The 22,199-nt window shown below is 52.5% G+C and carries 20 protein-coding genes; 2 read left to right on the forward strand and 18 right to left on the reverse strand.

Annotated elements, in window-relative coordinates; all coding sequences use genetic code 11:
• Nucleotides 1–35 precede the first annotated feature (35 nt).
• The 5 genes from AC27IT_RS06530 to AC27IT_RS06550 all read right to left on the reverse strand — a co-directional run bounded on the left by AC27IT_RS06530 (nucleotide 36) and on the right by AC27IT_RS06550 (nucleotide 4,832).
• Complete coding sequence (locus AC27IT_RS06530) at nucleotides 36–614, reverse strand: beta-class carbonic anhydrase (protein ID WP_005827311.1); 579 nt, start codon at nucleotides 612–614, stop codon at nucleotides 36–38.
• 410 nt (nucleotides 615–1,024) lie between these two features.
• Nucleotides 1,025–1,747: a restriction endonuclease gene (locus AC27IT_RS06535; protein WP_487091682.1), complete on the reverse strand. Its 723-nt coding sequence runs from the start codon at nucleotides 1,745–1,747 to the stop codon at nucleotides 1,025–1,027.
• A gap of 198 nt (nucleotides 1,748–1,945) precedes the next feature.
• A complete protein-coding gene (locus tag AC27IT_RS06540) occupies nucleotides 1,946–2,611 on the reverse strand; it encodes an MBL fold metallo-hydrolase (RefSeq protein WP_487091683.1) in 666 nt (221 codons plus the stop codon).
• A gap of 384 nt (nucleotides 2,612–2,995) precedes the next feature.
• Complete coding sequence (locus AC27IT_RS06545; protein WP_487091684.1) at nucleotides 2,996–3,589, reverse strand: hypothetical protein; 594 nt, start codon at nucleotides 3,587–3,589, stop codon at nucleotides 2,996–2,998.
• 472 nt (nucleotides 3,590–4,061) lie between these two features.
• A complete protein-coding gene (locus AC27IT_RS06550; RefSeq protein WP_487091685.1) occupies nucleotides 4,062–4,832 on the reverse strand; it encodes a protein NO VEIN domain-containing protein in 771 nt (256 codons plus the stop codon).
• Nucleotides 4,833–4,993: 161 nt separating this feature from the next.
• Here AC27IT_RS06550 and AC27IT_RS06555 point away from each other — a divergent pair, with 161 nt between their 5' ends.
• Nucleotides 4,994–6,196 carry a transposase gene (locus AC27IT_RS06555; protein ID WP_487091686.1) on the forward strand — a complete coding sequence of 401 codons (1,203 nt, stop codon included), beginning with the start codon at nucleotides 4,994–4,996 and terminating at the stop codon, nucleotides 6,194–6,196.
• Between the two features lie 553 nt (nucleotides 6,197–6,749).
• On the opposite strand, the gene spo0A is transcribed toward AC27IT_RS06555, so the two are convergent.
• From spo0A to dxs, 7 genes are all read right to left on the reverse strand, one after another.
• On the reverse strand, nucleotides 6,750–7,538 hold the full coding sequence (spo0A, locus tag AC27IT_RS06560) for a sporulation transcription factor Spo0A (protein ID WP_005827306.1): 789 nt from the start codon (nucleotides 7,536–7,538) through the stop codon (nucleotides 6,750–6,752).
• 356 nt (nucleotides 7,539–7,894) lie between these two features.
• Nucleotides 7,895–9,229, reverse strand: a complete 1,335-nt coding sequence (gene spoIVB / locus AC27IT_RS06565) for a SpoIVB peptidase (protein ID WP_005827304.1) — start codon at nucleotides 9,227–9,229, stop codon at nucleotides 7,895–7,897.
• Nucleotides 9,230–9,392: 163 nt separating this feature from the next.
• Nucleotides 9,393–11,117, reverse strand: a complete 1,725-nt coding sequence (recN, locus tag AC27IT_RS06570; RefSeq protein ID WP_005827302.1) for a DNA repair protein RecN — start codon at nucleotides 11,115–11,117, stop codon at nucleotides 9,393–9,395.
• Nucleotides 11,118–11,133: 16 nt separating this feature from the next.
• Nucleotides 11,134–11,583 (reverse strand): transcriptional regulator AhrC/ArgR, encoded by a 450-nt coding sequence (ahrC, locus tag AC27IT_RS06575; protein WP_005827301.1) that lies wholly within the window; start codon nucleotides 11,581–11,583, stop codon nucleotides 11,134–11,136.
• A 5-nt stretch (nucleotides 11,584–11,588) separates the two neighbouring features.
• Entirely contained in the window at nucleotides 11,589–12,446 is an 858-nt protein-coding gene (locus tag AC27IT_RS06580; protein ID WP_005827300.1) for an NAD(+)/NADH kinase, read from the reverse strand.
• 113 nt (nucleotides 12,447–12,559) lie between these two features.
• Entirely contained in the window at nucleotides 12,560–13,378 is an 819-nt protein-coding gene (locus tag AC27IT_RS06585) for a TlyA family RNA methyltransferase (protein ID WP_197187701.1), read from the reverse strand.
• Nucleotides 13,375–15,261 carry a 1-deoxy-D-xylulose-5-phosphate synthase gene (gene dxs, locus AC27IT_RS06590; RefSeq protein ID WP_197187702.1) on the reverse strand — a complete coding sequence of 629 codons (1,887 nt, stop codon included), beginning with the start codon at nucleotides 15,259–15,261 and terminating at the stop codon, nucleotides 13,375–13,377. The genes AC27IT_RS06585 and dxs overlap by 4 nt, the downstream gene beginning before the upstream one ends.
• 253 nt (nucleotides 15,262–15,514) lie before the next feature.
• Between dxs and AC27IT_RS06595 the strand changes: the two genes are divergently transcribed.
• The gene (locus tag AC27IT_RS06595) at nucleotides 15,515–17,209 is read left to right on the forward strand and encodes a M3 family oligoendopeptidase (protein WP_487091687.1); all 1,695 of its coding nucleotides are present in this window, start codon (nucleotides 15,515–15,517) and stop codon (nucleotides 17,207–17,209) included.
• Nucleotides 17,210–17,264: 55 nt separating this feature from the next.
• Here AC27IT_RS06595 and AC27IT_RS06600 read toward each other — a convergent pair whose 3' ends face one another.
• The 6 genes from AC27IT_RS06600 to nusB all read right to left on the reverse strand — a co-directional run bounded on the left by AC27IT_RS06600 (nucleotide 17,265) and on the right by nusB (nucleotide 22,186).
• On the reverse strand, nucleotides 17,265–18,158 hold the full coding sequence (locus AC27IT_RS06600) for a polyprenyl synthetase family protein (RefSeq protein WP_327953545.1): 894 nt from the start codon (nucleotides 18,156–18,158) through the stop codon (nucleotides 17,265–17,267).
• 7 nt (nucleotides 18,159–18,165) lie between these two features.
• Nucleotides 18,166–18,417: an exodeoxyribonuclease VII small subunit gene (gene xseB / locus AC27IT_RS06605; protein WP_005827293.1), complete on the reverse strand. Its 252-nt coding sequence runs from the start codon at nucleotides 18,415–18,417 to the stop codon at nucleotides 18,166–18,168.
• On the reverse strand, nucleotides 18,386–19,765 hold the full coding sequence (gene xseA, locus AC27IT_RS06610; protein ID WP_007785592.1) for an exodeoxyribonuclease VII large subunit: 1,380 nt from the start codon (nucleotides 19,763–19,765) through the stop codon (nucleotides 18,386–18,388). Before xseA ends, xseB begins: the two co-directional genes overlap by 32 nt.
• 90 nt (nucleotides 19,766–19,855) lie before the next feature.
• Nucleotides 19,856–20,710: a bifunctional methylenetetrahydrofolate dehydrogenase/methenyltetrahydrofolate cyclohydrolase FolD gene (gene folD / locus AC27IT_RS06615; RefSeq protein WP_005827289.1), complete on the reverse strand. Its 855-nt coding sequence runs from the start codon at nucleotides 20,708–20,710 to the stop codon at nucleotides 19,856–19,858.
• A gap of 88 nt (nucleotides 20,711–20,798) precedes the next feature.
• Nucleotides 20,799–21,761 (reverse strand): Kae1-like domain-containing protein, encoded by a 963-nt coding sequence (locus AC27IT_RS06620; RefSeq protein WP_025843727.1) that lies wholly within the window; start codon nucleotides 21,759–21,761, stop codon nucleotides 20,799–20,801.
• Between the two features lie 20 nt (nucleotides 21,762–21,781).
• Nucleotides 21,782–22,186, reverse strand: coding sequence for a transcription antitermination factor NusB (gene nusB, locus AC27IT_RS06625; protein ID WP_005827285.1), 405 nt, complete (start codon nucleotides 22,184–22,186; stop codon nucleotides 21,782–21,784).
• Nucleotides 22,187–22,199 lie beyond the last annotated feature (13 nt).

A 22,199-nucleotide genomic window follows, 5' to 3' on the forward strand; every position in this document is an offset into this window, starting at 1 on the left:
AAAAGGTTCGACGTGAGACTGTGACAAGCTTTGGATCATTCACTAGCTTCCGTTCGCTCGTAGCCATTTACGACGACATCCAGGCGCCCTGTCTCCGGATCGATCAACAGGCCGTGAACGTCGACGTTAGCCGGCAGCAACGGGTGTTTTTTAATCGTTTCCACGCTGTTGCGCACACTTTCCTCCACCCGGTCGAAGCCGTGCAGCCATTTGTGCAAATTGATCCCTGCGTGCTGGAGGGTGGAGAAGGTTTGGGCAGAGACGCCTTTCTCCAGCATCTTCGCCATCGTCCGCTTGCTGTCAATGGCGCTCATCCCACAGTCGTAATGGCCGACGACGATCACTTCCTCGGCATTCAGTTCATAAATCGCCACGAGAATACTGCGCATGATACTTCCAAAAGGGTGAGAGACGATGGCTCCGGCGCTTTTTACGTGCTTGATGTCGCCGTTGCGCATGTTCATCGCCTTGGGTAGCAGCTCCTCCAGACGCGTGTCCATGCAGGAGAGAACAACCAGGCGCTTGTCGGGAAACTTGGTCGTTTGATATTTTTCATATTCACGATTCGCTACAAATTCACGGTTAAATGCGAGAATTTCATCCAAATTGCGCATGTTGCAACACCTTCCTCGCTCTTAATTAGGAGTATGTTCTCTATTGTACATACTTATTGGCATCGTTCAAGCGACTGGGGCACATTGGCGGCGAGATTTTGCTATGTTTTTACAATTTTTACAATGATAGGTGATGGGGTGGAAATCAGTGACACTGGGACGGACTTCTGCGTTAGGCAAAAGAGGTGACCGTAGGCGGAATTTTCATGGCGAATATTTTGGTACTGGCTGAAGATGGAGCAGAAATTACTATCTGACGCAGCAGACCTCAATCGCGCAGAAGACGATGGTCTGCTATACGTGGCTGCTGTTAGGCTAAACCTCTTGGCGATTGATATCAGCACCTTCATGGTTGAACCCTAGCCACTCAGTTATGGTTATATATCGCCTGCTCCATAATCGCTATCGTTTTAAACTGCCTTCGTATTCCTGCACTTTGGAAAACTGCTGCATCCGTAAAACTCGCCTTTTGTACTTTTGCGTACGACCATTTGACTACCGCAGCGATCGCATTGCAGCTTTTGTTGCGGGAACTGCGCCCTCACCTGTTTCGGGTTTGGTTTTGCCGCAGGATTCATGCGCTGGATCATTTCAATCAGCGCTTCGCGATTTATCAATCGAACGCCATTTGAAGCGGCCAACTTGTAGGCGGCGTCTGTAAAATCTCTGTTAGTGACAACCCATGCTGCATTTGCTCCATAGTGAGCAAGTGCCCCCACAATTTGCTGAACGGCATCGATCCCGACGTTTTTACTATATCGCTTCGCCTGGACCGCTACCTTCCGTCCATTCTTTTCCAGAATGAGATCAGCGCCGTAATCGCCTGCTGCCCTTGTTACGGTCGTTTTGTATCCTTGTGAGTGAAACAGCAGTCCAAGGTAATGTTCAAACTGCCTGCCGTCCATTTTGTCTATCTCCGCAATGCCGGAACGTCGCAGTTTCTCTTGGGCAATGGAATCAATCCAGAATCTGATTCCCATTGCAAGTCCCAGCAAAATTCCAAACGCGATGCCTGCTGCTAGTAATAGCTGCGTCTGCACATACACGTAACCGGAAATGCCCAAAATCAGCAAGGTACCAAGATTGATGATTACGTTTTCTAATTCGTTTCCTTTTTTGCGTCGTCTTCCCATTGCTGCACCTCATTGCGTTTTCTAGTCCGTTCATTTCTACCACTACTTTTTACCTATGTTTCTGTAACCTTTTTATCATACGGCGGAACGATGCCTGCAACAAGCAAATAACCACGACATGTTTCGACAATAGCAAAACAAAAAAACCATCCTTGTGAGATGGTTTTGCTGTGTCACCGGCTTTTCGTTCCTTCCCTGTCATTCTCCCTGGATCATTCCTGCGATCTGCTCCTTCACTTTCCCCCTGCTCACTCCCCCGTGGTAACAAACCACAGACGCAATGTCGAGGTCTACATACTTTTTCAACGAGAGGCGAGCTGCGTGCATATCCAGGGTCGTCGGGGCGTGAATCCCTGCGAGCGTCCCATTTACACTGTACAGCGAATCCCCGGCAACGAGCGTCTTGCTTTGCCTGACATAAAGGCTGATGTGCCCGAGGGTGTGGCCGGGCGTATGAATGACGCGAATCCCGCCGCAAAACGGCAGCTCCTGGCCGTCCACCACCGTATGATCTACCCTGCCCTTCGGCGGATTTTCAAGGTGCGCGTCTTTGACAAGCGGGATGTCTCCCTGAATATACGGCTTGTCGAGTGCGTGCGCGTAAACTTGCACACGCTGACCGCACTCCTGCAAAATCTCAGGAAGACAACCGATATGATCGACATCTTGATGCGTTAAAATGACGGCTTTCAGTTTGGTAAGCGGGACTCCCGCTTTTTCCATGGCCGTACGCAATTCTTCTATTTGTCCCGGGAAGCCCGTGTCTATCAGGACAGCCATGTCTTGGCCCGACAAAAGGACGGGGTGAATCTCGTAGCCATGATAGTCTAGGTGTAGCATTTCTACTCCCTTGAAAATTTCCATTGTATCGGGCCTCCATAAAATTATATTTTTACGTAACTAAATATTATTACGTTGATTTTGTCATTGTCAACATCTTCCTTTTAAATCGCTCGGGCATTGCAGTGTGGTCTTCGAAGGTTCATGTTCATGATGTTTATTGACTCGTGCGAAGCGGCGCTGCCTATACTGTACTGCCCACTGTCCAATCTTCCTTGTTTACAACGAAAAACCCCCAATGAATCGACTTGATTCAAAGGAACGTTCTATTTGCTGGCTATCCAAGTGCGAGGCTAGCACGGCCTAATGGCGTTTTTCATTTCCCACCGTTCTTTTTCCTTCGATAACTTTGCGCTTATAAAAAAAACACCCCCTAATCGGATTTTCACTCCGCTCGGTGGGTGTGCATTATTTAAACCTCTCTTCAGTTACAATCTGCACATATCCGATCTTCTCCGGGCTTCCCTCCAAGTCTTTGCCCACACGAACCGCATAAACTCCGTCAACCCCGCCAAAATCGAGGAAGTGCAGGCCTTCACTCTCCGGCTCCACCCCGTCCTGCACCGTCAGGCCAGCCGCACGCATCGCTTTCATTACGTCATCTGGATACTTGAACGTCTCGGACGGTCGGACTTCGATCCTGGCCGCTACTCCTTCGCTGAACATGACGCTTATCGCGCCCGTATCCGTCTTGTACGTATGGCAGACAAATGGCGTTTTCATTTTCGATGACATCGACGTCCATTCTCCGTTTTCTGTCGCGGCTGGCTCGCCGAGTAGCGCGGTTACGTCCGCTTCCGTTTTACCTGCGACGGCTGGGACGCCGGATTTCGGCTCGGGCGGTGCCTCTGCAGGCGGGCTGGTTGCTGGAGCTGGCGGGTTATCCTCCGGCTTGACCATCGTGTTTAACGTCGAAACTACTTCCTTAAATTCCGGTTTTGGATCGCTGCTACATCCCGTTAGTACCGCAAAAGCTGCGAGTATGTACCAGACACGTTTCATGGCGAACCTCCATTTGTATGAATTACCTTATTGAAGCGTGTTCTCAGTGAGCGTTCGTCCTCCCGCTCGCCGTCGACGTATCCTACCGCCTGGTAACGGTGCGGGTTTACGCGATTCAGCCGCTTTCATTTCCCGACCGTTTATGCAAAGTTCGACTGGCTTACATGGAAAGTACTCTTTCTGACATGACAAGGGATTCGAGAACTGCAATGAATTGAATAAAAACATTTAGACTGCATTGAATATAGACGATTTCAATGAGATATTCGAAAGAACTGATATCAGTAAACAACTAAAAAGAAGCACCTCCTAGATGCTTCTATAATGTCAAAAATTTAACATCTTAGATTAATCAAATGATATTCCTTCGCAAGTGGGACACCACAATTGCCTTCCGCTCTTTACTCAAAGAATCATAATTGTTTTTTCGTGACCTTCTCATTGATTAAACCATATCAAATCACTTAGATAATTATTCAAGTATTACTACCTTAAAACTTGTTGGTTTTAACTCTAATCTGTTCTCCTTAATTAACGTGTAAGGATCTTGAAAAGTAACTATCTCTGGAGAGGAAGTACGTAGCTTTATCACTCGATAAATCCAATAAGATTTTCCAAACCTTTTTGACTTCTCTAATTCATTTTTAGTCAAATCAAACTCCAACATAGATGTTGTAGTTGACTTCACCTCAATATAGATTTCGTTTTCATTTTCGTCAAAAGATAATATATCATAGCCTGCGCTTACATCTATAATTGACATTTGTTTTATGCTTGAAATTAAATGCTCCTTCCCTATTTCAGCAAGCCTTCTCCTTTCATACTCTATTACAAACTGTTCTCCTTCTTCTCCAATTCTCACGTAATTCTCTTGTATTTTTCTAAAAGTTTCTAAAGAAACTCTACTTATATTTGAATAATTTCCTCTGGCAATCTGCTCATTTTCCATTCTTTCAAGATGCTCATAAGCTTCTGGAGTTAACTGCCACACTCCTCTTTCTGAGTTGTCAATCAATCCTGCTTTCCGCAAGTCATTTCTTGCCCATTGGACCATGTTATCCCATACTAATCGTCTATCGCTTTTAGCTTTTGTCCTCATGTCATAACTTAAATCAAAATAGTCAGCCAACGCTTGATACACAGTCTTTCCTTCTTGATTTTTGTCGGAAGGTCTAGTTACGCCTCCACGGTCAGCAATTTCTTTGAGCAAAGGATATTGTATCTCGCTATACTTAGGAAACATTTTAACACCCTTTTTCTTTATTTTTTCTTATATGAGCCTTTTGCAGATTTCTGAGCCCTTTCGTATCAAGCACTTGAAAAGCATAAAAAAGGACTTCACCCCAAGAAGGAGAAGTTTTCAAGCAACCACACACGAAAACTTTTCGAGGAAGGTGAAGTCACTTGTATATTCTCCAGCCATCACTTTTTTCCTTTGAGGAACTGCAAAAACTTGAATCGAAAGAACGTCTGCCCTTATTTTTTTCGGTTCTGGACTTACGCCCGTACGCCAAAGAATTGAGAAGCATTACGCCCCAAGGGGCAACGGGACACAGCCGCGAAGCGATTTTACGGTCTTTGTTGGCGGCTCCTTTCGAAGGAATTTCGCAATTTACTGCTCTTCATCTGAGACTCACAAGTGATTTACGCTTTCGTTACCAGTGTGGGTTTCCCATTGATCGACCCGTTCCATCCATTGCAACGTTTAGTCGCGTATTTGCTCAAATTGTCCAGAAAAGCGTTGCCGAGAAGCTGTTTTACGACCTCGTCATGCAATGCCGTGAAGAGGGAATCATTACAGGAACGACCATTGCCATCGACAGCACGGCGATTGATGCGTATGAAAAAAAGCAACCGAAATCTCGCTGCCAAGGAACAGGAAACGCCACCTGGGGAGCCAAGTTCGACTCCTTTGGCAATAAAATCACGTGGTTCGGTTACAAAATTCATCTGGCAGTAGACGCGGACAGCGAATTGCCTGTTGCTTTAGAAGTCACTCCTGCTCACGTCAACGATGGAGACATGGCTCCTCCTCTCCTGGCACAAGTGAACAACCAAGCCAAGGAAGTGTGTAAGAATTACGTGATGGATGGTGGATACGATCATCTCAAGAACTACGAAATCGCTCATCAATACAAGGCACAGGCTATCATTCCTCTAAACCTCCGAAACGAGAAAGAGCCACCTGCTGGTTATACGTCAAACGGAACGCCTCGATGCAGCATGGGATTTGAAATGGTGTACGCAGGTGCTGACGGAACCCATCTCAAATTTCGTTGCCCGCATGTGATGGGAAAAGTAGAGTGCCCACACGGCTCAGCTTGGTGCTCTTCCTCCAACTACGGAATGGTCGTAAAAGTGAACGTCCACGATGATCCCCGCAGATTTTCTTTGCCACATCGGGACACAAAGAATTGGAAGAAGATGTATCACAAACGGACGAGTGTAGAGCGATGCAATGCCCGTTTAAAGGAAAACCTGACAGCGAATGATCTACATGTCGGTGGCATTCAAAAAGTGAAAACGTATGTGTATTTGAATGCTATCGTATTATTGGTGTCTGCTCTGACAGGAAAGAAAGCCAAGCCATCCAAAAAAACGGCCTAAGCACTCTTTTGAAAAAAGCAGCATCGCAAAATTCTGTCCGAATGCCCATCTTGCTTTTAGGCTTTACCTTATAAAAGTGGCATTTCCCACTTTACGTACCATTAAACTTCATTTTTTAAACGAAAACCTAATTTTGCAAAAGGCTCATATATCTAAATCCCCTCATAAACTTTGTTAATATTATCCTCTCCTTTTTTTATCTTGTAAATTATATAATCTTTATTTCCTCTCCAAATCCTCTTTATTTCGCAGAATTACTATTCCATATCTAATACTCTTATGAAACGTACTATAAATCACAAGTAATTCCTAAGTATCCTCAAAGTCTGCCCATAACTTGCCAATGTTTTTACGAAGGTAGTTTTTTAAATGAACATTAAAGCATGAAATTATCAGATTAATATATCAAATCACCCATAAAAAATACTGCTTATTTTTCGGTTATAGAGAAACCAATAAATAAGCAGTATTAGTTACTATTCAGTTTATCGGCTCCATATAGCTTATTTCGGATATTTAGCCTTCTTTGCATTAGCCTTGATTAAAGCTACCCTCAACTAATCTTCGCCTCAATCCTTAACTTATCCGCGACCATCGCAATAAACTCGCTGTTGGTCGGCTTCGCCTTCGTGTTGGAAATCGTGTATCCAAACAGGCTGGAGATGGAATCGAGATTTCCGCGGGACCAGGCGACTTCGATGGCGTGGCGGATGGCACGCTCGACGCGGCTTGCGGTGGTGTTGAACTTTTTGGCGATGTCCGGGTACAGGACTTTGGTGATCGAGCCGAGCAGCTCGACGTCGTTGTACACCATCGTGATGGCTTCGCGCAAATACAAATAGCCTTTGATGTGGGCAGGCACACCGATCTCGTGGATGATGCTGGTGATGCTTGCATCCAGGTTGCGGCCGCGCACTTGCAGAGTCGATTGCGGCTTGACCGATGTGACGAAGGAGGAGGCTGGCTTCGTCGTGATGATTTGACGGATGCGCTGCGCGAGGACCTCCATGTCAAACGGCTTGAGGATGTAGTAGGCAGCTCCCAGTTCAACCGCTTTCTTCGTAATCTCTTCCTGTCCGAATGCCGTCAGCATAATAATTTTGGGCTGCGGACTCAAGCGCATGGCCTGGATCTGCTCCAGGACGGCGAGTCCATCCAGGTGAGGCATAATAATGTCCAAAATCAGTACATCCGGTACCCGTTCCTGCAGCAAGCGCACAACTTCATTGCCGTTGTACGCGACACCGATGACGTTCATGTCATACTGGCTGCTGATATACTCTTCCAACAGGCTTACAAATTCTCGGTTATCATCTGCCAACAACACTTCAATCTTGCTCAAGGTCGTTCCTCCTAACAATGGACGGTCTTTTGGAAAGAAGGTGGCGTTCTAGGGGGTTCCATTTCTACAAACGATTAGTCCATACCATCTTTTTCTCTGAGAAAAATAATTCGACAAAGCCATATTCATTCCTGCCAATGACGAAAGATTGAATGATTTTACTGATATTTCGACAAAGAATCCCCTCATTTTTCATCTATTCGTCATAAGCCTCCATGACTTTACCATGCAAGCCGACGTCGTTCCAGTGGAAGGTTATGCTTATGGCGACGGTTTGAAGCTTACGGTCTTGCGCGCATGGTGCCATGGAAAAAAGCCGCCTCGCTTCGTTTGCGTGACGGCTCGTCTCTTCGTATTCAGGCAGCCTGTTCGGCTTTGGCATTCGACTGCGGGGCGTTGCGCACCTGCACGCCTGCATCCTGCAGCATCCATTCAATGTAGCAGCCATAGCCCGATGTCGGGTCGTTGACAAAGACATGCGTGACGGCGCCTACAATCTTGCCGTTTTGAATGATCGGGCTACCGCTCATTCCTTGTACGATGCCGCCTGTCTTTTCCAAAAGACGTTTGTCCGTCACCTTGATTATCATGCCCTTTGTTGCGGGAAAATGCTGCTTGATGACGTTGGCGATCTCGATATCGAACTCCTCCACCTTCTGTCCTTCGACGACGGTGAGGATTTTCGCAGGACCTTCCACGACCTGCTCGGCGAGCGCTACAGGGAGCGGCTCACGGTAATAGCTGCGCTTTGGCTCGTCTTTCATTTTGCCGAAGATGCCAAACGGCGTGTTTTTGGTGATGTTCCCCAGCACTTCGCTTTCGTTGTAAAAGCGGGCGAATTTTTCTCCCGGATTGCCGCTCTGTCCTTTTTCGATCGACGTCACGCTCGCCTGGACGATCTGGCCATCCCCTACCACGATGGCTTGGCCCGTATCGACATCGGAAATGACGTGTCCCAGCGCGCCGTACGCCTTGGAATTGGGATCGTAAAAGGTCAAAGTGCCCACGCCAGCCGCTGAGTCGCGAATGTACAGTCCCATCCGGTATTCCCCGTCTTTTTGGTCCTTGGCGGGATGGAGCGTCAGATTCAGCTTTTCTTTCCCGCGCACGACGAGCAACTGCACCGGGCTATTCTTTTTCCCGGCTTCGTTAATCAGCTTCTTTACTTCGTTCATGTCATTGATGTACAGATCATTCATTTTGACAATCATGTCACCAACGTGAATGCCTGCCTGCTCGCCAGGGGAAGCCTTGCTTTTGCCATTGTCCACGAGGTGATGACCGACAACGAGAACACCCGCCGTTTGCAGCTTGACCCCGATCGATTGCCCACCAGGGTACAACCGCAGGTCTGGCAGCACATTTACTTTTACAGCCGTCAGCGGAATGTTTCGCCATTTTACCTGCAATTCGGCTTCTCCAGCCCTGCGCGGTTCTACCGACATCGGCTGGCTCAAATCAACGGATACTTCGCGCGCTTCTGTCCCGTTGACGTGCAAAATGTCAGGATTGCTATTGATTAGCGTGCCCATCACCGGCACGGAGACCCGGAGCTGCTCAAGGGACCCTTCCATCAAACGCAATTCACGGGGAAAGGAGGACAGATCGCGAAACGGGGTGGAACTCACGACAAGCGCCGTGATGAGGAGAAGGAGACTTCCCATCCATTTTCTTTTGTTTTGTCGGATCACCAGCAATCACTCCTACCGTTCCCTACCTACACCTACAAAGAGACACCTCCACCTTGTGTACTTTTAATGTTGCCCCCAGCCAAGCGGATTATGTCAGGAAAATCCCTCACCTGCCAGCGTCTTTGCAAACTTTTTTGCGTCAAAAAAAGACTGCCAACCCGGATCAGTTGACAGCCTTTCTTTCGCGGCCGAGGACAATCATCTCGCGCGCGTGTTCTTCTGTTTTCGCCGTTACTTCCGCCCCGCTGAGCATGCGGGCAAGCTCGGTCACCCGCTCCTCCTCCGAGAGCCTCGTCACGACCGTTTTCGTCTCGTGCTCGCTCATTTCCTTTTTAATGAGAAAATGCGCATCGGCCATGGATGCTACTTGCGGCAAGTGCGTAATGCACAATACTTGCCGCTTCTGGGCGACACGGGCCAGCTTTTCGGCAATCGCCTGCGCCGCTCTTCCGCTTACCCCTGTGTCGACCTCGTCAAAAATCAGCGTCTCCACCTGATCGGTTCCGGCGAGAATCGTTTTGATCGCCAGCATCACCCGCGACAGCTCCCCGCCGGAAGCGATCTTGGCCAGCGGGCGCAATGGCTCGCCCGGGTTGGGGGAGATCAAAAACTCGATCTGGTCCATGCCGTTCGCGTCGACGTGCCGCTTGATCCCTTCGATTTCTACCCCTTCCTCGTCAGGGGTCTGGCGCACGTCAATGGCGAAGCGCGCCCGTTCCATGTGCAGCTCTTTTAGCTGCTGCTCGATCTCGCGGGCGAGCTTCGTCGCACACTCCTGGCGAATGACGGACAGCTCCAGCGCCTCTACGGCCAAGTCTGCTGCCAGCTCTTGTAGCCGCTTTTCCACCTGTTGCAGCCGATCTTCGTAATGGTGCATCTCGTCCAGCTCGTCGGAAATCGTTGCCGCGTACTCCAAAATGTCGTCCACGCTTTTTCCGTACTTGCGCTTCAAGGACTGGATCTGATCGAGCCTGCGCTCCACTTCCGCGAGCTGCTCCGGCTCAAAGTCGAGGTGGTAGGAGAGCTGGCGCAGCTTGTGCACGACGTCTTCAATCTGGTAGTACGCCGTCTGCACCGTCTCGAGAATCGGAGCCAACTGCTCCTCGTACAGCACTCCGCGCTCCAGCTCGCTCATCGCATGTCCGAGCCAGTCCATGCCTTTTTGATCGCCGTGCAGCGAGCGGTACGCATCCTGGACGGTCGCGTAAACCTTCTCAATGTTCATCCACTTTTTGCGCTGCTGCATCAGCTTTTCGTCCTCGCCCGGCGAAAGCGCAGCCGCTTCGATCTCGTCCAACTGGTATTGCAAAAGGTCAATGCGCTGCACCAGCTCGCGCTCGTTGCGGGCCATCCGTTCGAGGTCCTGCTTCGTTTTCCGGTACGCGGCGTACAGCTTGCCGTACTCCTCTTTCGCCGCTCCGAGCGCGGCCTCGCCGTAGGCGTCGAGCCAGTTGATATGCTTGTCCGCCTGCATCAGCATGTGCGTGTCGTGCTGTCCGTGCACCGTGACCAGCCACGGTCCCAGCTCGCGCAGCATGGCAAGCGTCACCATCTGCCCGTTCAGGCGAATGATGCTTTTGCCCTGGTTGGAAATGTCGCGGCGGACGACGAGCATGCCATCTTGCTCGACTTGTACGCCGACGTTGGCACACACCGCGAGCGCCGGATGGCCAGGCGGCAGTTCAAACAGCCCTTCCACCTCTGCGCGCTGTTCGCCATAGCGGACAAAATCTGCGGAGGCGCGACCGCCCAGAAGCAGCCCGAGCGCGTCGATAATGATGGATTTTCCGGCCCCCGTCTCCCCTGTGAGGATATTCAGCCCGCGCTGAAAAGAGACAGTGACCGATTTAATGATGGCAAAATTACGGATAGAGAGTTCCACTAACATCTGTTGCGCCCACCTTCTACAGCATTTCCATAAAGCGCTTGGTGACTTCCGCTGTATTTTCCTTGGAACGGCAAATAATCAGGATCGTGTTGTCCCCGCTGATCGTGCCCATGATCTCTTCCCAAGGCAGGTTGTCAATCAGCTCCGCTACGGCGTTGGCATGGCCGGAAAGTGTTTTCAGCACGATGAAGTGATCGGCCTGGTCGATGCTGACAAAAGAGTCGACCAACATCCGTTTGAGCTTTTGCAGCGGATTGAATTTTTGTTCAGCAGGCATGGAATATTTATATCGCCCATCAGGGAGTGGCACCTTCACCAGATGCAATTCCTTGATGTCTCGGGATACTGTCGCCTGCGTAACATTGAACCCTGCAGCGCGCAGTCGCTCCACCAGTTCATCCTGAGTTTCCACCTCTTGGTTGCTGATGATATCCCGAATACGGATATGTCGTTGCCCCTTGTTCATATGGATTACTCCCATTCCCCTTGTAGTTTCGTGCGAATTGCTTCAAAAAAGCTGCCCTTTTTCCACTTGATGAGCGGAGTGACGCACGGAGACTTTTTGATGTAGATTTGATCGCCGCCCTCCAGCCGGTAACCGAACTGGCCGTCGATGGACAGCCCCATCTCCTGGTGGATGGCATCGACCTCTACGCGAATCGTCTGATTGCCCGACAACACCATCGGCCGCGCCGTCAGCGAATGGGGCGCCACCGGAGTCAGTAATAGCATGTCCACATTCGGGGCCACAATCGGTCCGCCCGCAGACAGCGAATAGGCGGTAGATCCGGTCGGACTCGATACGATGACCCCATCTCCGCTGAACGTAGCTACGTATTCGTCATCCGAGTAGACAGCGCATTGAATGATCCGGCAAAAAGAGCCTTTGGCGATCCCGATGTCATTCATGGCGGTATATGTACCCAGCGTGCTGCCTTTGCGGACTAATGACGCTTCCAGCATGGCGCGCTCTTCGATATTGTACTTGCCTGAAAGCAGATTATCTACGGCGTGAGGCAGGTGCTCCGGCTCCGCTTCTGACAAAAAGCCCAGCGTGCCCAGATTGATCCCGAAAATGGGGATCGATCGTCCGGCGAGCTTGCGGGCGATGCTGAGCAGCGTTCCGTCGCCGCCGAGCACACAGACCAGGTCAGCGTGGCTGCCGATTTGCTCGATGGAAGCGCCCAGCTCGGCGCGCCCCAGATCCGATGCGATCGTTTCGTCCAAAAATACGTGCGCTCCCCGTACCTCCAACAGATAGACGAGCTCCCGCGCCACGATCCGTGCCTCGGGCTTTCCTTTGTTTGCAATGATTCCTATCTTTTTCACATGGTCCACCCCAAACTGGTTGGTTGGAAATCCTTATACAAGTATACAACTTTTCATGCATAAATAAAAAGCCTCGATTGCAACAAAACTCCCGAGGCTTTTGTTTTTTGTCCCTATTTCAATTTGGCATGGGCCTGCACGACAACCTCGCCGACGAGCTTCTGCCACGCTTCGGCGTCCATGCCGCCTTCGCTTTTTGCCACATGCATGACAAATTCAATATTGCCCTCGCCGCCCGTAATCGGCGAAAAGTCCAATCCTTTCAGCGCAAATCCAAGGCCGCTGGCGAATTGCCCGATGTCCGTCAACACCGCTTCGTGTATTTCCGGCTCCCGCACAATCCCATTTTTTCCGACCTTGTCCTTGCCTGCCTCAAACTGCGGCTTGACCAAGGCCACTACGTCTCCGCCTTCTTTTAAAAAGCGGTACAGGACGGGCAAGATCAAGCGCAGCGAGATAAAGGAAACATCAATGGAAGCGGCGTCCGGACGCTCCTGTTCGAAGGCTTCCGGGTCCATGTGGCGGAAGTTGGTCCGCTCCATGACGACGACTCGCTCATCCTGGCGCAGACTCCACGCGAGCTGTCCGTAGCCGACGTCAATCGCGTAGACGAGGCGGGCGCCGTTTTGCAGGGCGCAGTCGGTGAAGCCCCCTGTCGAGGCTCCTATGTCCATCATGACTTTGTCGTGCAAGTCGATGCCAAACACTTTCAGCGCCTTTTCCAGCTTCAGCCCGCCGCGGCTGACGTACGGATGGACCTCGCCTTTGACCGTAATCGCGACGTCCTCGGCAAATTTGGTGCCTGGCTTGTCGCAGCGCTCTCCCGCCACCTGAACCAGCCCAGCCATGACGGCTGCTTTCGCTTTTTCCCGGGTTTCAAAATGTCCCCGTTCGACGAGCAATACGTCGACTCGTTCTTTTCTCACACTCATGCTTCCAGTACACCCTTCGATATCGGCATCAAGGCGCGTACCCGGGAAGCGATGTTCTCCGCGGTCAGCTCGACCTCTTGACGCTGTTCTTTTACGCTGCCATGCTCGACAAAATAATCCGGAACGGCAACGACCTGCACGTTCACGCCGTGGTAGCCCGCGCGGTTGTAACATTCGATGACGGCGCTGCCGAATCCGCCCATTTCACAGCCTTCCTCGACGGTGACGATGTCGTAGCCTTCCTTCGCCAGCCTGAACAACAGCTCCTCATCGAGCGGCTTGCAGAAGCGGGCATTGACGAGCATCGGTCTGATTCCTTCCGCATTCAACTGGTTGACTGCCTGCTCCGCCAGTTCAAATACATGGCCAAACGAGAGGATCGCCACTTGCTTTCCTTCGCGGACGATCTCCGCCTTGCCGATCGGCAACACTTGCAGCTCCCGATCCAGCGGCACGCCGCGCGCTGGCAGGCGCGGGTAGCGGTAGGAGATCGGCCCTTCGTTGTAGGCCATCGCCGTTTTCATCATGTGGCGCAGCTCGTTTTCGTCCTTTGGCGCCATGATGACCATGTTCGGAATGATGCGCATGAACGCGATATCGTACATGCCCTGATGGGTTTCCCCGTCCGCCCCGACCAGTCCTGCCCGGTCGACCGCAAACACGACGTTCAGCTTTTGTCTCGCTACATCGTGAATCAACTGGTCGTACGCCCGCTGCAAAAACGTCGAGTAAATCGCAAGCACCGGCTTCAAACCTTGTGTCGCAAGGCCAGCCGCAAAGGTACAAGCGTGCTGCTCGGCAATCCCGACGTCAAACAGGCGGTCCGGGTATTTTTGTCCAAACGGAATCAGGCCGGAGCCTGCCGGCATGGCTGGGGTCACTGCCACGAGCGACTTGTCTTCCGCAGCCAGCTCGATCATCGTTTCCGCAAAGACGGACGTGTAGGTCGGTGCCGACTTCGGCGTATCCCCGGACTCGATTTTGTACGTGCCGATTCCGTGCCATTTCACGGAATCCGCCTCTGCCGGAGCGTAGCCTTTGCCTTTTTTCGTAATCGCGTGAATCAGTACCGGGCCTTTTGTCTGCTTGGCCGTTTTCAGCGTATCGACCAACAGCTCCATGTTGTGGCCGTCAATCGGCCCGATGTAGGTGAAGCCCAGTTCCTCGAATAGAACGCCGGATACGAGCAAATACTTCATGCTGTCCTTGAAGCGCTCGGCGATTGAGGCCAGCTTGCCGCCTACGGCCGGGATGGATTTGAGCAGCCCTTCGACCTCGTCCTTGGCCCACTGGTAGTTTTCCGTGGAGCGGATTTTGCCCAGGTAGTTATGCAAAGCGCCCACGTTTGGCGCGATGGACATCTCGTTGTCATTCAACACGACGATGACGTTTTTGCGCTCGTGCCCGATATGGTTCAACGCTTCCAGCGCCATGCCGCCCGTCAGCGCCCCGTCTCCGATGATCGCCACGACGTGGTTTTTTTCTTTTTTCAGATCGCGGGCGGTCGCCATCCCCATCGCAGCGGACAAGGATGTGCTGCTGTGCCCGGTCTCCCAGACGTCATGCGGGCTCTCGTTCATCTTGGGGAAGCCGCACAGCCCTTTGTACTGGCGCAACGTAGGGAACATATCCCGGCGTCCTGTCAGCATTTTATGTACGTATGCCTGGTGCCCGACATCCCAAATCAGCTTGTCCTTGGGGCTGTTAAACACGTAGTGCAAAGCCAGCGTCAGCTCGACAACGCCCAAATTCGGCGCGAGGTGTCCCCCCGTCTTTGAGAGCGTCTCGACGAGAAACTGCCTGATTTCGGATGCCAGCGTATGAAGCTGCTGCGAATTGCACTTTTTCAGGTCTTGAGGATCATTTATGGTAGTAAGCAGCATTGGTATTCCTCACTTTCCACTGTTCGTTCTCCGGCGATTGTGCATGCTGCAATTCAATCCACCACATGGAAAACTAGGCTTCTTCGTTGTGGCCTGGAGCCTATACTCCGCTTAATTTCAACTTGATTCATTATAACGGTTTCTTCATAAAAACACCACTTTTGATCCACACTCGCAATCTTGTGCGCAACGGCTGCTAACTTCTGGTAAAATAAAATGGATCAATCCATTCGAGAAAAAAGAGGTGGACCCCGTGAAGTTCTCGCAAATACCGTACACACGCGTTGATATGACAGATGTCGAGGAACGTTTCACAAGCTTGTTGAAAGCGTTTCAGCAGGCCGCAAGCTTCGAAGAGCAAGACCAGGTGATGGGTAAGCTGAACGAGCTTCGGCAAGAGGTGGAATCCGCGCGAGAAGTGGCGCAAATCCGCCACACGATCAATACGGAGGACCCCTTTTACAAAGAAGAGCAGGACTACTGGGACGAAGCGGGTCCGGTGTATCAGGGCATCGTCTCCCGCTACTACGCCGCCATCGTCCACTCTCCCTACCGCTCCCAGCTTGAGCAAAAATGGGGAGCCCAGCTTTTCCGCATTGCCGAAACGACGCTTACCACCTTTTCCCCGGAGGTCGTCGCCGATTTGCAGGAGGAAAACCGTTTGGCCAGCCAGTACATCGCTCTGATGGCTTCCGCGAAAATCATGTTCGAAGGCGAAGAGCGCACGCTTCCGCAATTGCTCCCCTTCCAGACATCGACGGACAGACAAATGCGCAAAAAGGCGAACGAAGCCAAGTACGATTTTCTCCGCCAGCACACCGAGAAGCTGGACAGCATCTACGACAGTCTGGTCAAGGTGCGGACCCGCATTGCGAAAAAGCTCGGCTTCAACAGCTTCGTGGAGCTGGCCTATGCCCGGCTGAACCGCACCGATTACGACGCGGATATGGTCGCCCGCTTCCGCCGTCAGGTCGAGGAACAGATTGTTCCGGTCGCCACCAAGCTGGTCGAGCGCCAACGCGAGCGGATCGGCGTAGATACTATGAAGTATTACGATTTGGCTTTCGATTTCGCTACGGGTAATCCGACGCCAAAAGGCTCTCCGGACTGGATCGTGGAAAACGGCAGAAAAATGTACGCGCAGCTTTCTCCGGAAACCGACGAGTTTTTCAGCTTCATGCTCGAAAACGAATGTCTCGATTTGCTGAGCAAAAAAGGCAAAGCGACAGGCGGCTACTGCACCTATATGAGCAAGTACAAGCTGCCTTACATCTTCGCCAACTTCAACGGCACCTCAGGCGATATCGACGTTTTGACCCACGAGGCGGGACACGCCTTCCAGGTGTACGTCAGCCGCAGCTTTGAAGTGCCGGAGTACCACTTCCCGACGTATGAAGCGTGCGAGATCCATTCGATGAGCATGGAGTTTTTGACCTGGCCGTGGATGGAGTTGTTCTTCGAGGAAGATACGGACAAGTACAAGTACTCGCATCTGAGCAGCTCGCTGCTGTTCATCCCTTACGGCGTCGCCGTCGACGAGTTCCAGCATGCAGTCTACGAACAGCCGGAAATGACCCCGGCCGAGCGGAAGCGCACCTGGCGCGAGATCGAGCGCAAATACCTCCCGTACCGCAATTACGACGAGAACGAGTTTTTGGAGGAAGGCGGCTTCTGGCAGCAGCAATCGCACATTTTCCGCGATCCGTTCTACTACATCGACTACACGCTGGCGCAAATTTGCGCCTTCCAGTTCTGGAAGCGGGCTCAGGAAAATCCCGAGCAGGCGTGGGCAGACTACTTGACGCTCTGCCGGGAGGGCGGCAGCAAGTCGTTTACGGAGCTGGTCAAAGTCGCGAAGCTGTACTCGCCGTTTGAAGATGGCTGCATCCAGTCGGTCATCGGCGACATCGAGGCGTGGTTGAACAGCGTGGACGACAAGCGCTTGTAAACACCGGCCTATACGTAAAAAAGCTGGCATCCCCATGCAGATGCCAGCTTTTATATTACTTGTTCCGGTTTTGCACGTAATCTGCCAGCGGGCTTAATGCGGAATGCTCGATTCCGGCATCTGCCAGGGCTGCTTTCGCTTCTGCGATCAAAGCCGTCAGCCTGTCCTTGGACTCCGCCAGTCCAAGCAGCGACGGGTAGGTCGCCTTTTCCCGGTCCGCGTCGCTGCCAACGGCTTTCCCCAGCTCCGCGGCGTCCCCTTCTACATTGAGGATGTCGTCCTGGATTTGAAAAGCCAGTCCGATGCAGACGCCGTAGCGGGTCAAAGCGTCCATCTGCGCTTCGCTCGCTTCCGCCAGATAGCCGCCGCCGCGCAAGGCTGCCACCAGCAAATCCCCTGTCTTGTGGCGATGGATGAACTCCAGTTGCTCCAGATCAAGCTGCTTGCCCTCTCCCTCGATATCCGCCATCTGTCCGCCGACCATGCCTGTCGCGCCCGCTCGTTTGCCCAGCTCGGCAATCAGCTTGACAGTCGTGATTGGCGCCACATCGGAGCGCTCCTGGTACGCCTCCGCGATATAGGCAAACGCCCGCGTCAGAAGCGCATCTCCCGCGAGAATCGCCGTCGCCTCCCCGAACACTTTGTGATTCGTCGGCTTGCCGCGGCGCAAATCGTCGTCGTCCATTGCGGGCAGGTCGTCGTGAATCAGCGAGTATGTATGGATCATTTCCAGGGCAACCGCGAACGGGACTCCGCGCTCCATCGGCTTGTCCAGCGCTTCGAGCACAGCGAGGACCAGCATCGGTCGCAGCCTTTTTCCGCCTGCCATGAGCGAATACTTCATGGATTCGTACAACTGGGTCGGGACTCCTTGCTGCTCCAGGGCAGGCAAGAGATGCTGCTCAATGTAGGACGTTTTTTCCGCCAAATATTGTTGGAATGTATCCACGTTGTCTTTATTCCCCTTCCACGCGAAAAGCCTTCTGCTTCAGTTGCCCGTCTTCTTCCACCAACTGAATGATCTTGGCTTCAATTGCATCGAGCTTCTGTCCGCAAATCCGCGAGAGTGTGACCCCTTCCTGGTACAGCGTAATCGCTTCCTCCAGCGGGATGTCTCCTTCTTCGAGCTTCCCGACGACTTCCTCCAGCCGCTTCATCGCTTCTTCGAACTGCATGTCAGTCTCTTGGTCCGTTTTCTTGCGAGCCATTGCGCTTCTCCTCCCGATTCAACTGTTCCACTCGTGCAGTAGCACTGCCATCACTTAATCGTACCACGATCTCGTCGCCAGGAGCAAATTGTTCCACGGATTTTACCAGCTTGTCACCCGTGTACACAAGCGAAAAACCGCGCTTCATGACCGCGAGCGGACTGAGCGCCTCCAGCGTCGCGATGCGCGAGGCAAAAGCCATCCGCTTTTGGTTGAGCCGCGCCAGCATCCGCTCGTCCAGCCGGGCGCGAATCGTCGCAACCGCTTTGCGCCGTTCCCCGACCTGATCCGCCAGCCGATACCGCTTGATCTGCTCGTCCAACCGCGTGTAGCGCTCGCGCCTGCGCTCCATCAAATGCTTCATCGCCTGGCGCATCCGCAAATGCGTCCGATCCAGCCGTTCCGCCGCTTCCTCCAGTCGCCGCTGCGGCTGACGCATCGCATACGAGTTGCTCAGGCGGTTCAGGCGGGTGCGTTCCTCTGCCAACTGATTGCGCACCGCCCTTTGCATGCGAATGTCCAGTTGCCGAACGCGCTCCACCCATTCCAGATAGTGCGGCACGGCCAGCTCCGCCGCTGCCGTTGGCGTCGCCGCACGGACATCGGCCACGAAATCGGCAATCGTGACGTCTGTCTCATGGCCCACCGCCGAAATGACCGGAATCATCGAAGCCGCGATGGCTCGCGCTACGCTTTCATCGTTGAAGGCCCACAGCTCTTCAATCGAGCCGCCGCCCCGGCCGACGATCAGCACGTCGATGTCGGGTTGCTGGTTGATAATGCGAATCGCCGAGACGATCGAAGCCGGAGCGTCCGTCCCCTGCACGACTGCTGGCGACAACACAATCTCCGCCTGCGGGTATCGCCTGCGGATCGTCGTGCAAATATCGCGAATCGCCGCTCCGGTCGGAGAGGTCACCACTCCTACCCGCTTCGGAAAACGAGGGAGGACGCGCTTTCGCTCCGCTGCAAACAGACCTTCCTGCGCGAGCTTTTCCTTGAGTTGTTCAAAAGCCAAGTAGAGCGAGCCAAGGCCGTCCGGCTGCATCTCTTTTGCATACAATTGATAGGCGCCATCGCGTTCGAAGGCGGAAATCGAGCCGCGCACAATCGCCTTCGTCCCGTCCTTGGGCAAAAAGCGCAGGAAGCGGTTGTAGCTGGCAAACATCACGACTTTGATCCGCGACGTCTTGTCCTTCAAGGTAAAATACATATGGCCGCTGGAATGGTGCGTGAAGTTGGAGATTTCCCCCCTCACCCAGACGTCCTGCAAATTCGTCTCTCTTTCCAGCACGAGCTTGATATAACGGTTGAGATCGCTGACAGACAAAATGTTGGGTGCAGCCATACACTCCTCCTCCTTTCAGTCCCTTGTTTGTTCCGATGCAAAAAGAAATGGATAAAGCACAGGCCCTATCCATTCCTTGCGATGCTTCTTCTACAGTTGCGCTTGCTTGCGTGCTGCCACGACCGTGTTTTTCAGCAGCATGGTAATCGTCATCGGCCCGACACCGCCAGGTACCGGAGTCAAAAAGCTGGCGACCTCTTTCACTTCGTCGAACTTGACGTCTCCGACCAGCTTCCCGGTTTCGATCCGGTTTACCCCGACGTCAATCACGACCGCTCCCGGCTTTACATGCTCCTTGCCGATCATGTGCGCGCGGCCTGTCGCCACCACGAGAATATCTGCCCTTCTCGTATGTTCTTCCAGGTTTTGCGTACGCGAGTGACACATGGTCACCGTAGCGTTTTCCTGCTGCAGCAAAAGCGATACAGGCTTGCCGACAATGTTGCTGCGTCCGATGACGACAGCGTGCTTACCTGCGATGTCTGTTCCCGTCCGCTTAATCAGCTCGATGACGCCATGCGGAGTGCACGGCAGCATCGTCTCATTGCCGAGTACCATGTTGCCTACGCTGATCGGATGGAAGCCATCCACGTCTTTTTCAGGATGAATCGCTGCAATGACTGCCTTCTCCGAAATATGCGCCGGCAGAGGAAGCTGAACCAAAATCCCGTGAACGTTCGGATTTTCGTTCAACTCGTGGATGATCGCGAGCAGTTCTTCCTCTGTCGTCGAAGCTTCCTTGAGGATCAGCTCGGAGTGGATACCGACTTCCTCGCAGCCTTTTGATTTTCCGCGTACATACGAATGCGATGCGGGATCGTCACCCACAAGCACAACAGTCAGACCAGGGACAATGCCTTGTTTTTTCAGTTCCGCCACTTCAATCGCGAGCTCTTCGCGAATGCTTTTTGCCACTTCTTTTCCTTGGAGAATGGTTGCAGTCATGGAGAAAAAGCCTCCTTCTTAAACGTCGATACCATTAGTGTACCGATTTCGCTCGCAACTGTAAAGCCGAATCATAAAAAGTTTATCATTATTTAATGTTCGTCTTTTGCTTCATCCATCCAAGCATCGCCACTCCGTAGGCGTTGTCGCCGGAGTAAACCGGGTCGCAAAAATACAGCTTGGCTTTGACCGCAGGGTGCTCCAGCCGCTTTATCAGCCGCTCGCGCATGTACTGATTGGCAGCGACTCCCCCTACGATCAGGATGTCCCGCGGATGGCCCTGTTCGACAGCGTGACGCAATACTTTTTCCAACGTGTTGGCAATACACTGTTCGGTTGCGCGGGCGATATCGGCATGGCTCGTCTCGCCGCGCTCGATGGCCCGCAACAGCGACGCTTCCGGGCCGGAAAAGCTGAAGGCCAAGCCGTCCACCGCAGAGGCGATGCGAAATTCCCCTGTCGACTCCTTGGCCAACTGCTCCAAATACGGTCCCGCCGGAAAAGCCAGCCCGAGCGCTACTCCGATCCGATCCACCAGTTGTCCTGCGTGCAAGTCGATCGTGCCGCCGATTTTTTCAATCGCATACCCGGCCGCCTGCCGCTCGCACAAGAGCAGCTCGCTCGTTCCGCCAGACAGATGGACGGCCAAAAAGCGGTCCTGCTGCGGGCGTTCTTCGGCTGTGTACTCCCCTGCCGCAATATGTCCTTCCTGGTGGGTGGTCAGGTGCAAGGGAACGCGCAAGTAGGTCGCAAGCGATTTGGCCAGCCCTTCCCCTACCTTGAACACCGGCATGTACGAACGGTCGACGGGCCTCGGCTTTTCGCTGACGCAGATCGCCTCGATCTCGTATTCGTTCCACTTCATTTGCTCGCTTAGTTCCGGCAAGTTCATCACATGCTGAAAGACGGCTTCGGATTGTTGCAGCCCGCGTTTGCCCTCCTTCACTTTGAGAAGGCGTTTTGCTTCTGCAACAATTCGGCCGTCTTCCTGAGCCAAGCACAGCGATGTCCGGTAATTGCTCGTATCAATGCCTAACATTACCTTACTCATGCTTGTATCTCCTGCCTGTTTTATGCCTTTTGCGTTTCTCTTGCCTGCAAGAAGCTCGCCAGTACGCCGTTGATATAACGGTGGGACGCTTCGTCGCTGAACAGCTTCGCAATTTCAATCGCTTCGTTCATGACGACCTTGTCAGGCGTATCCGCTTCAAACATGATCTCGTAAAAAGCGAGGCGCAAAATGGCGCGGTCTACGTTGGCAATACGCTCCAACTGCCAGCCGCGCAAATACTTTTTGATCTCTGCGTCGATCTCTGCCAGGTTCGCCAAAACCCCATCGAGCAAATAACGCAAATACTGCGAGCTTTCCTCGGACTCTTCCATGACCAGATCAACCGCTTCCTTGACAGGCACCTCGGCCATGTCGATCTGGAAAAGACATTGGACTGCTTTTTCTCGTGCTGTTCTACGCTTCATTCCATTCACCTAC

The sequence above is a fragment of the Brevibacillus sp. YAE8 genome (assembly GCF_057543335.1).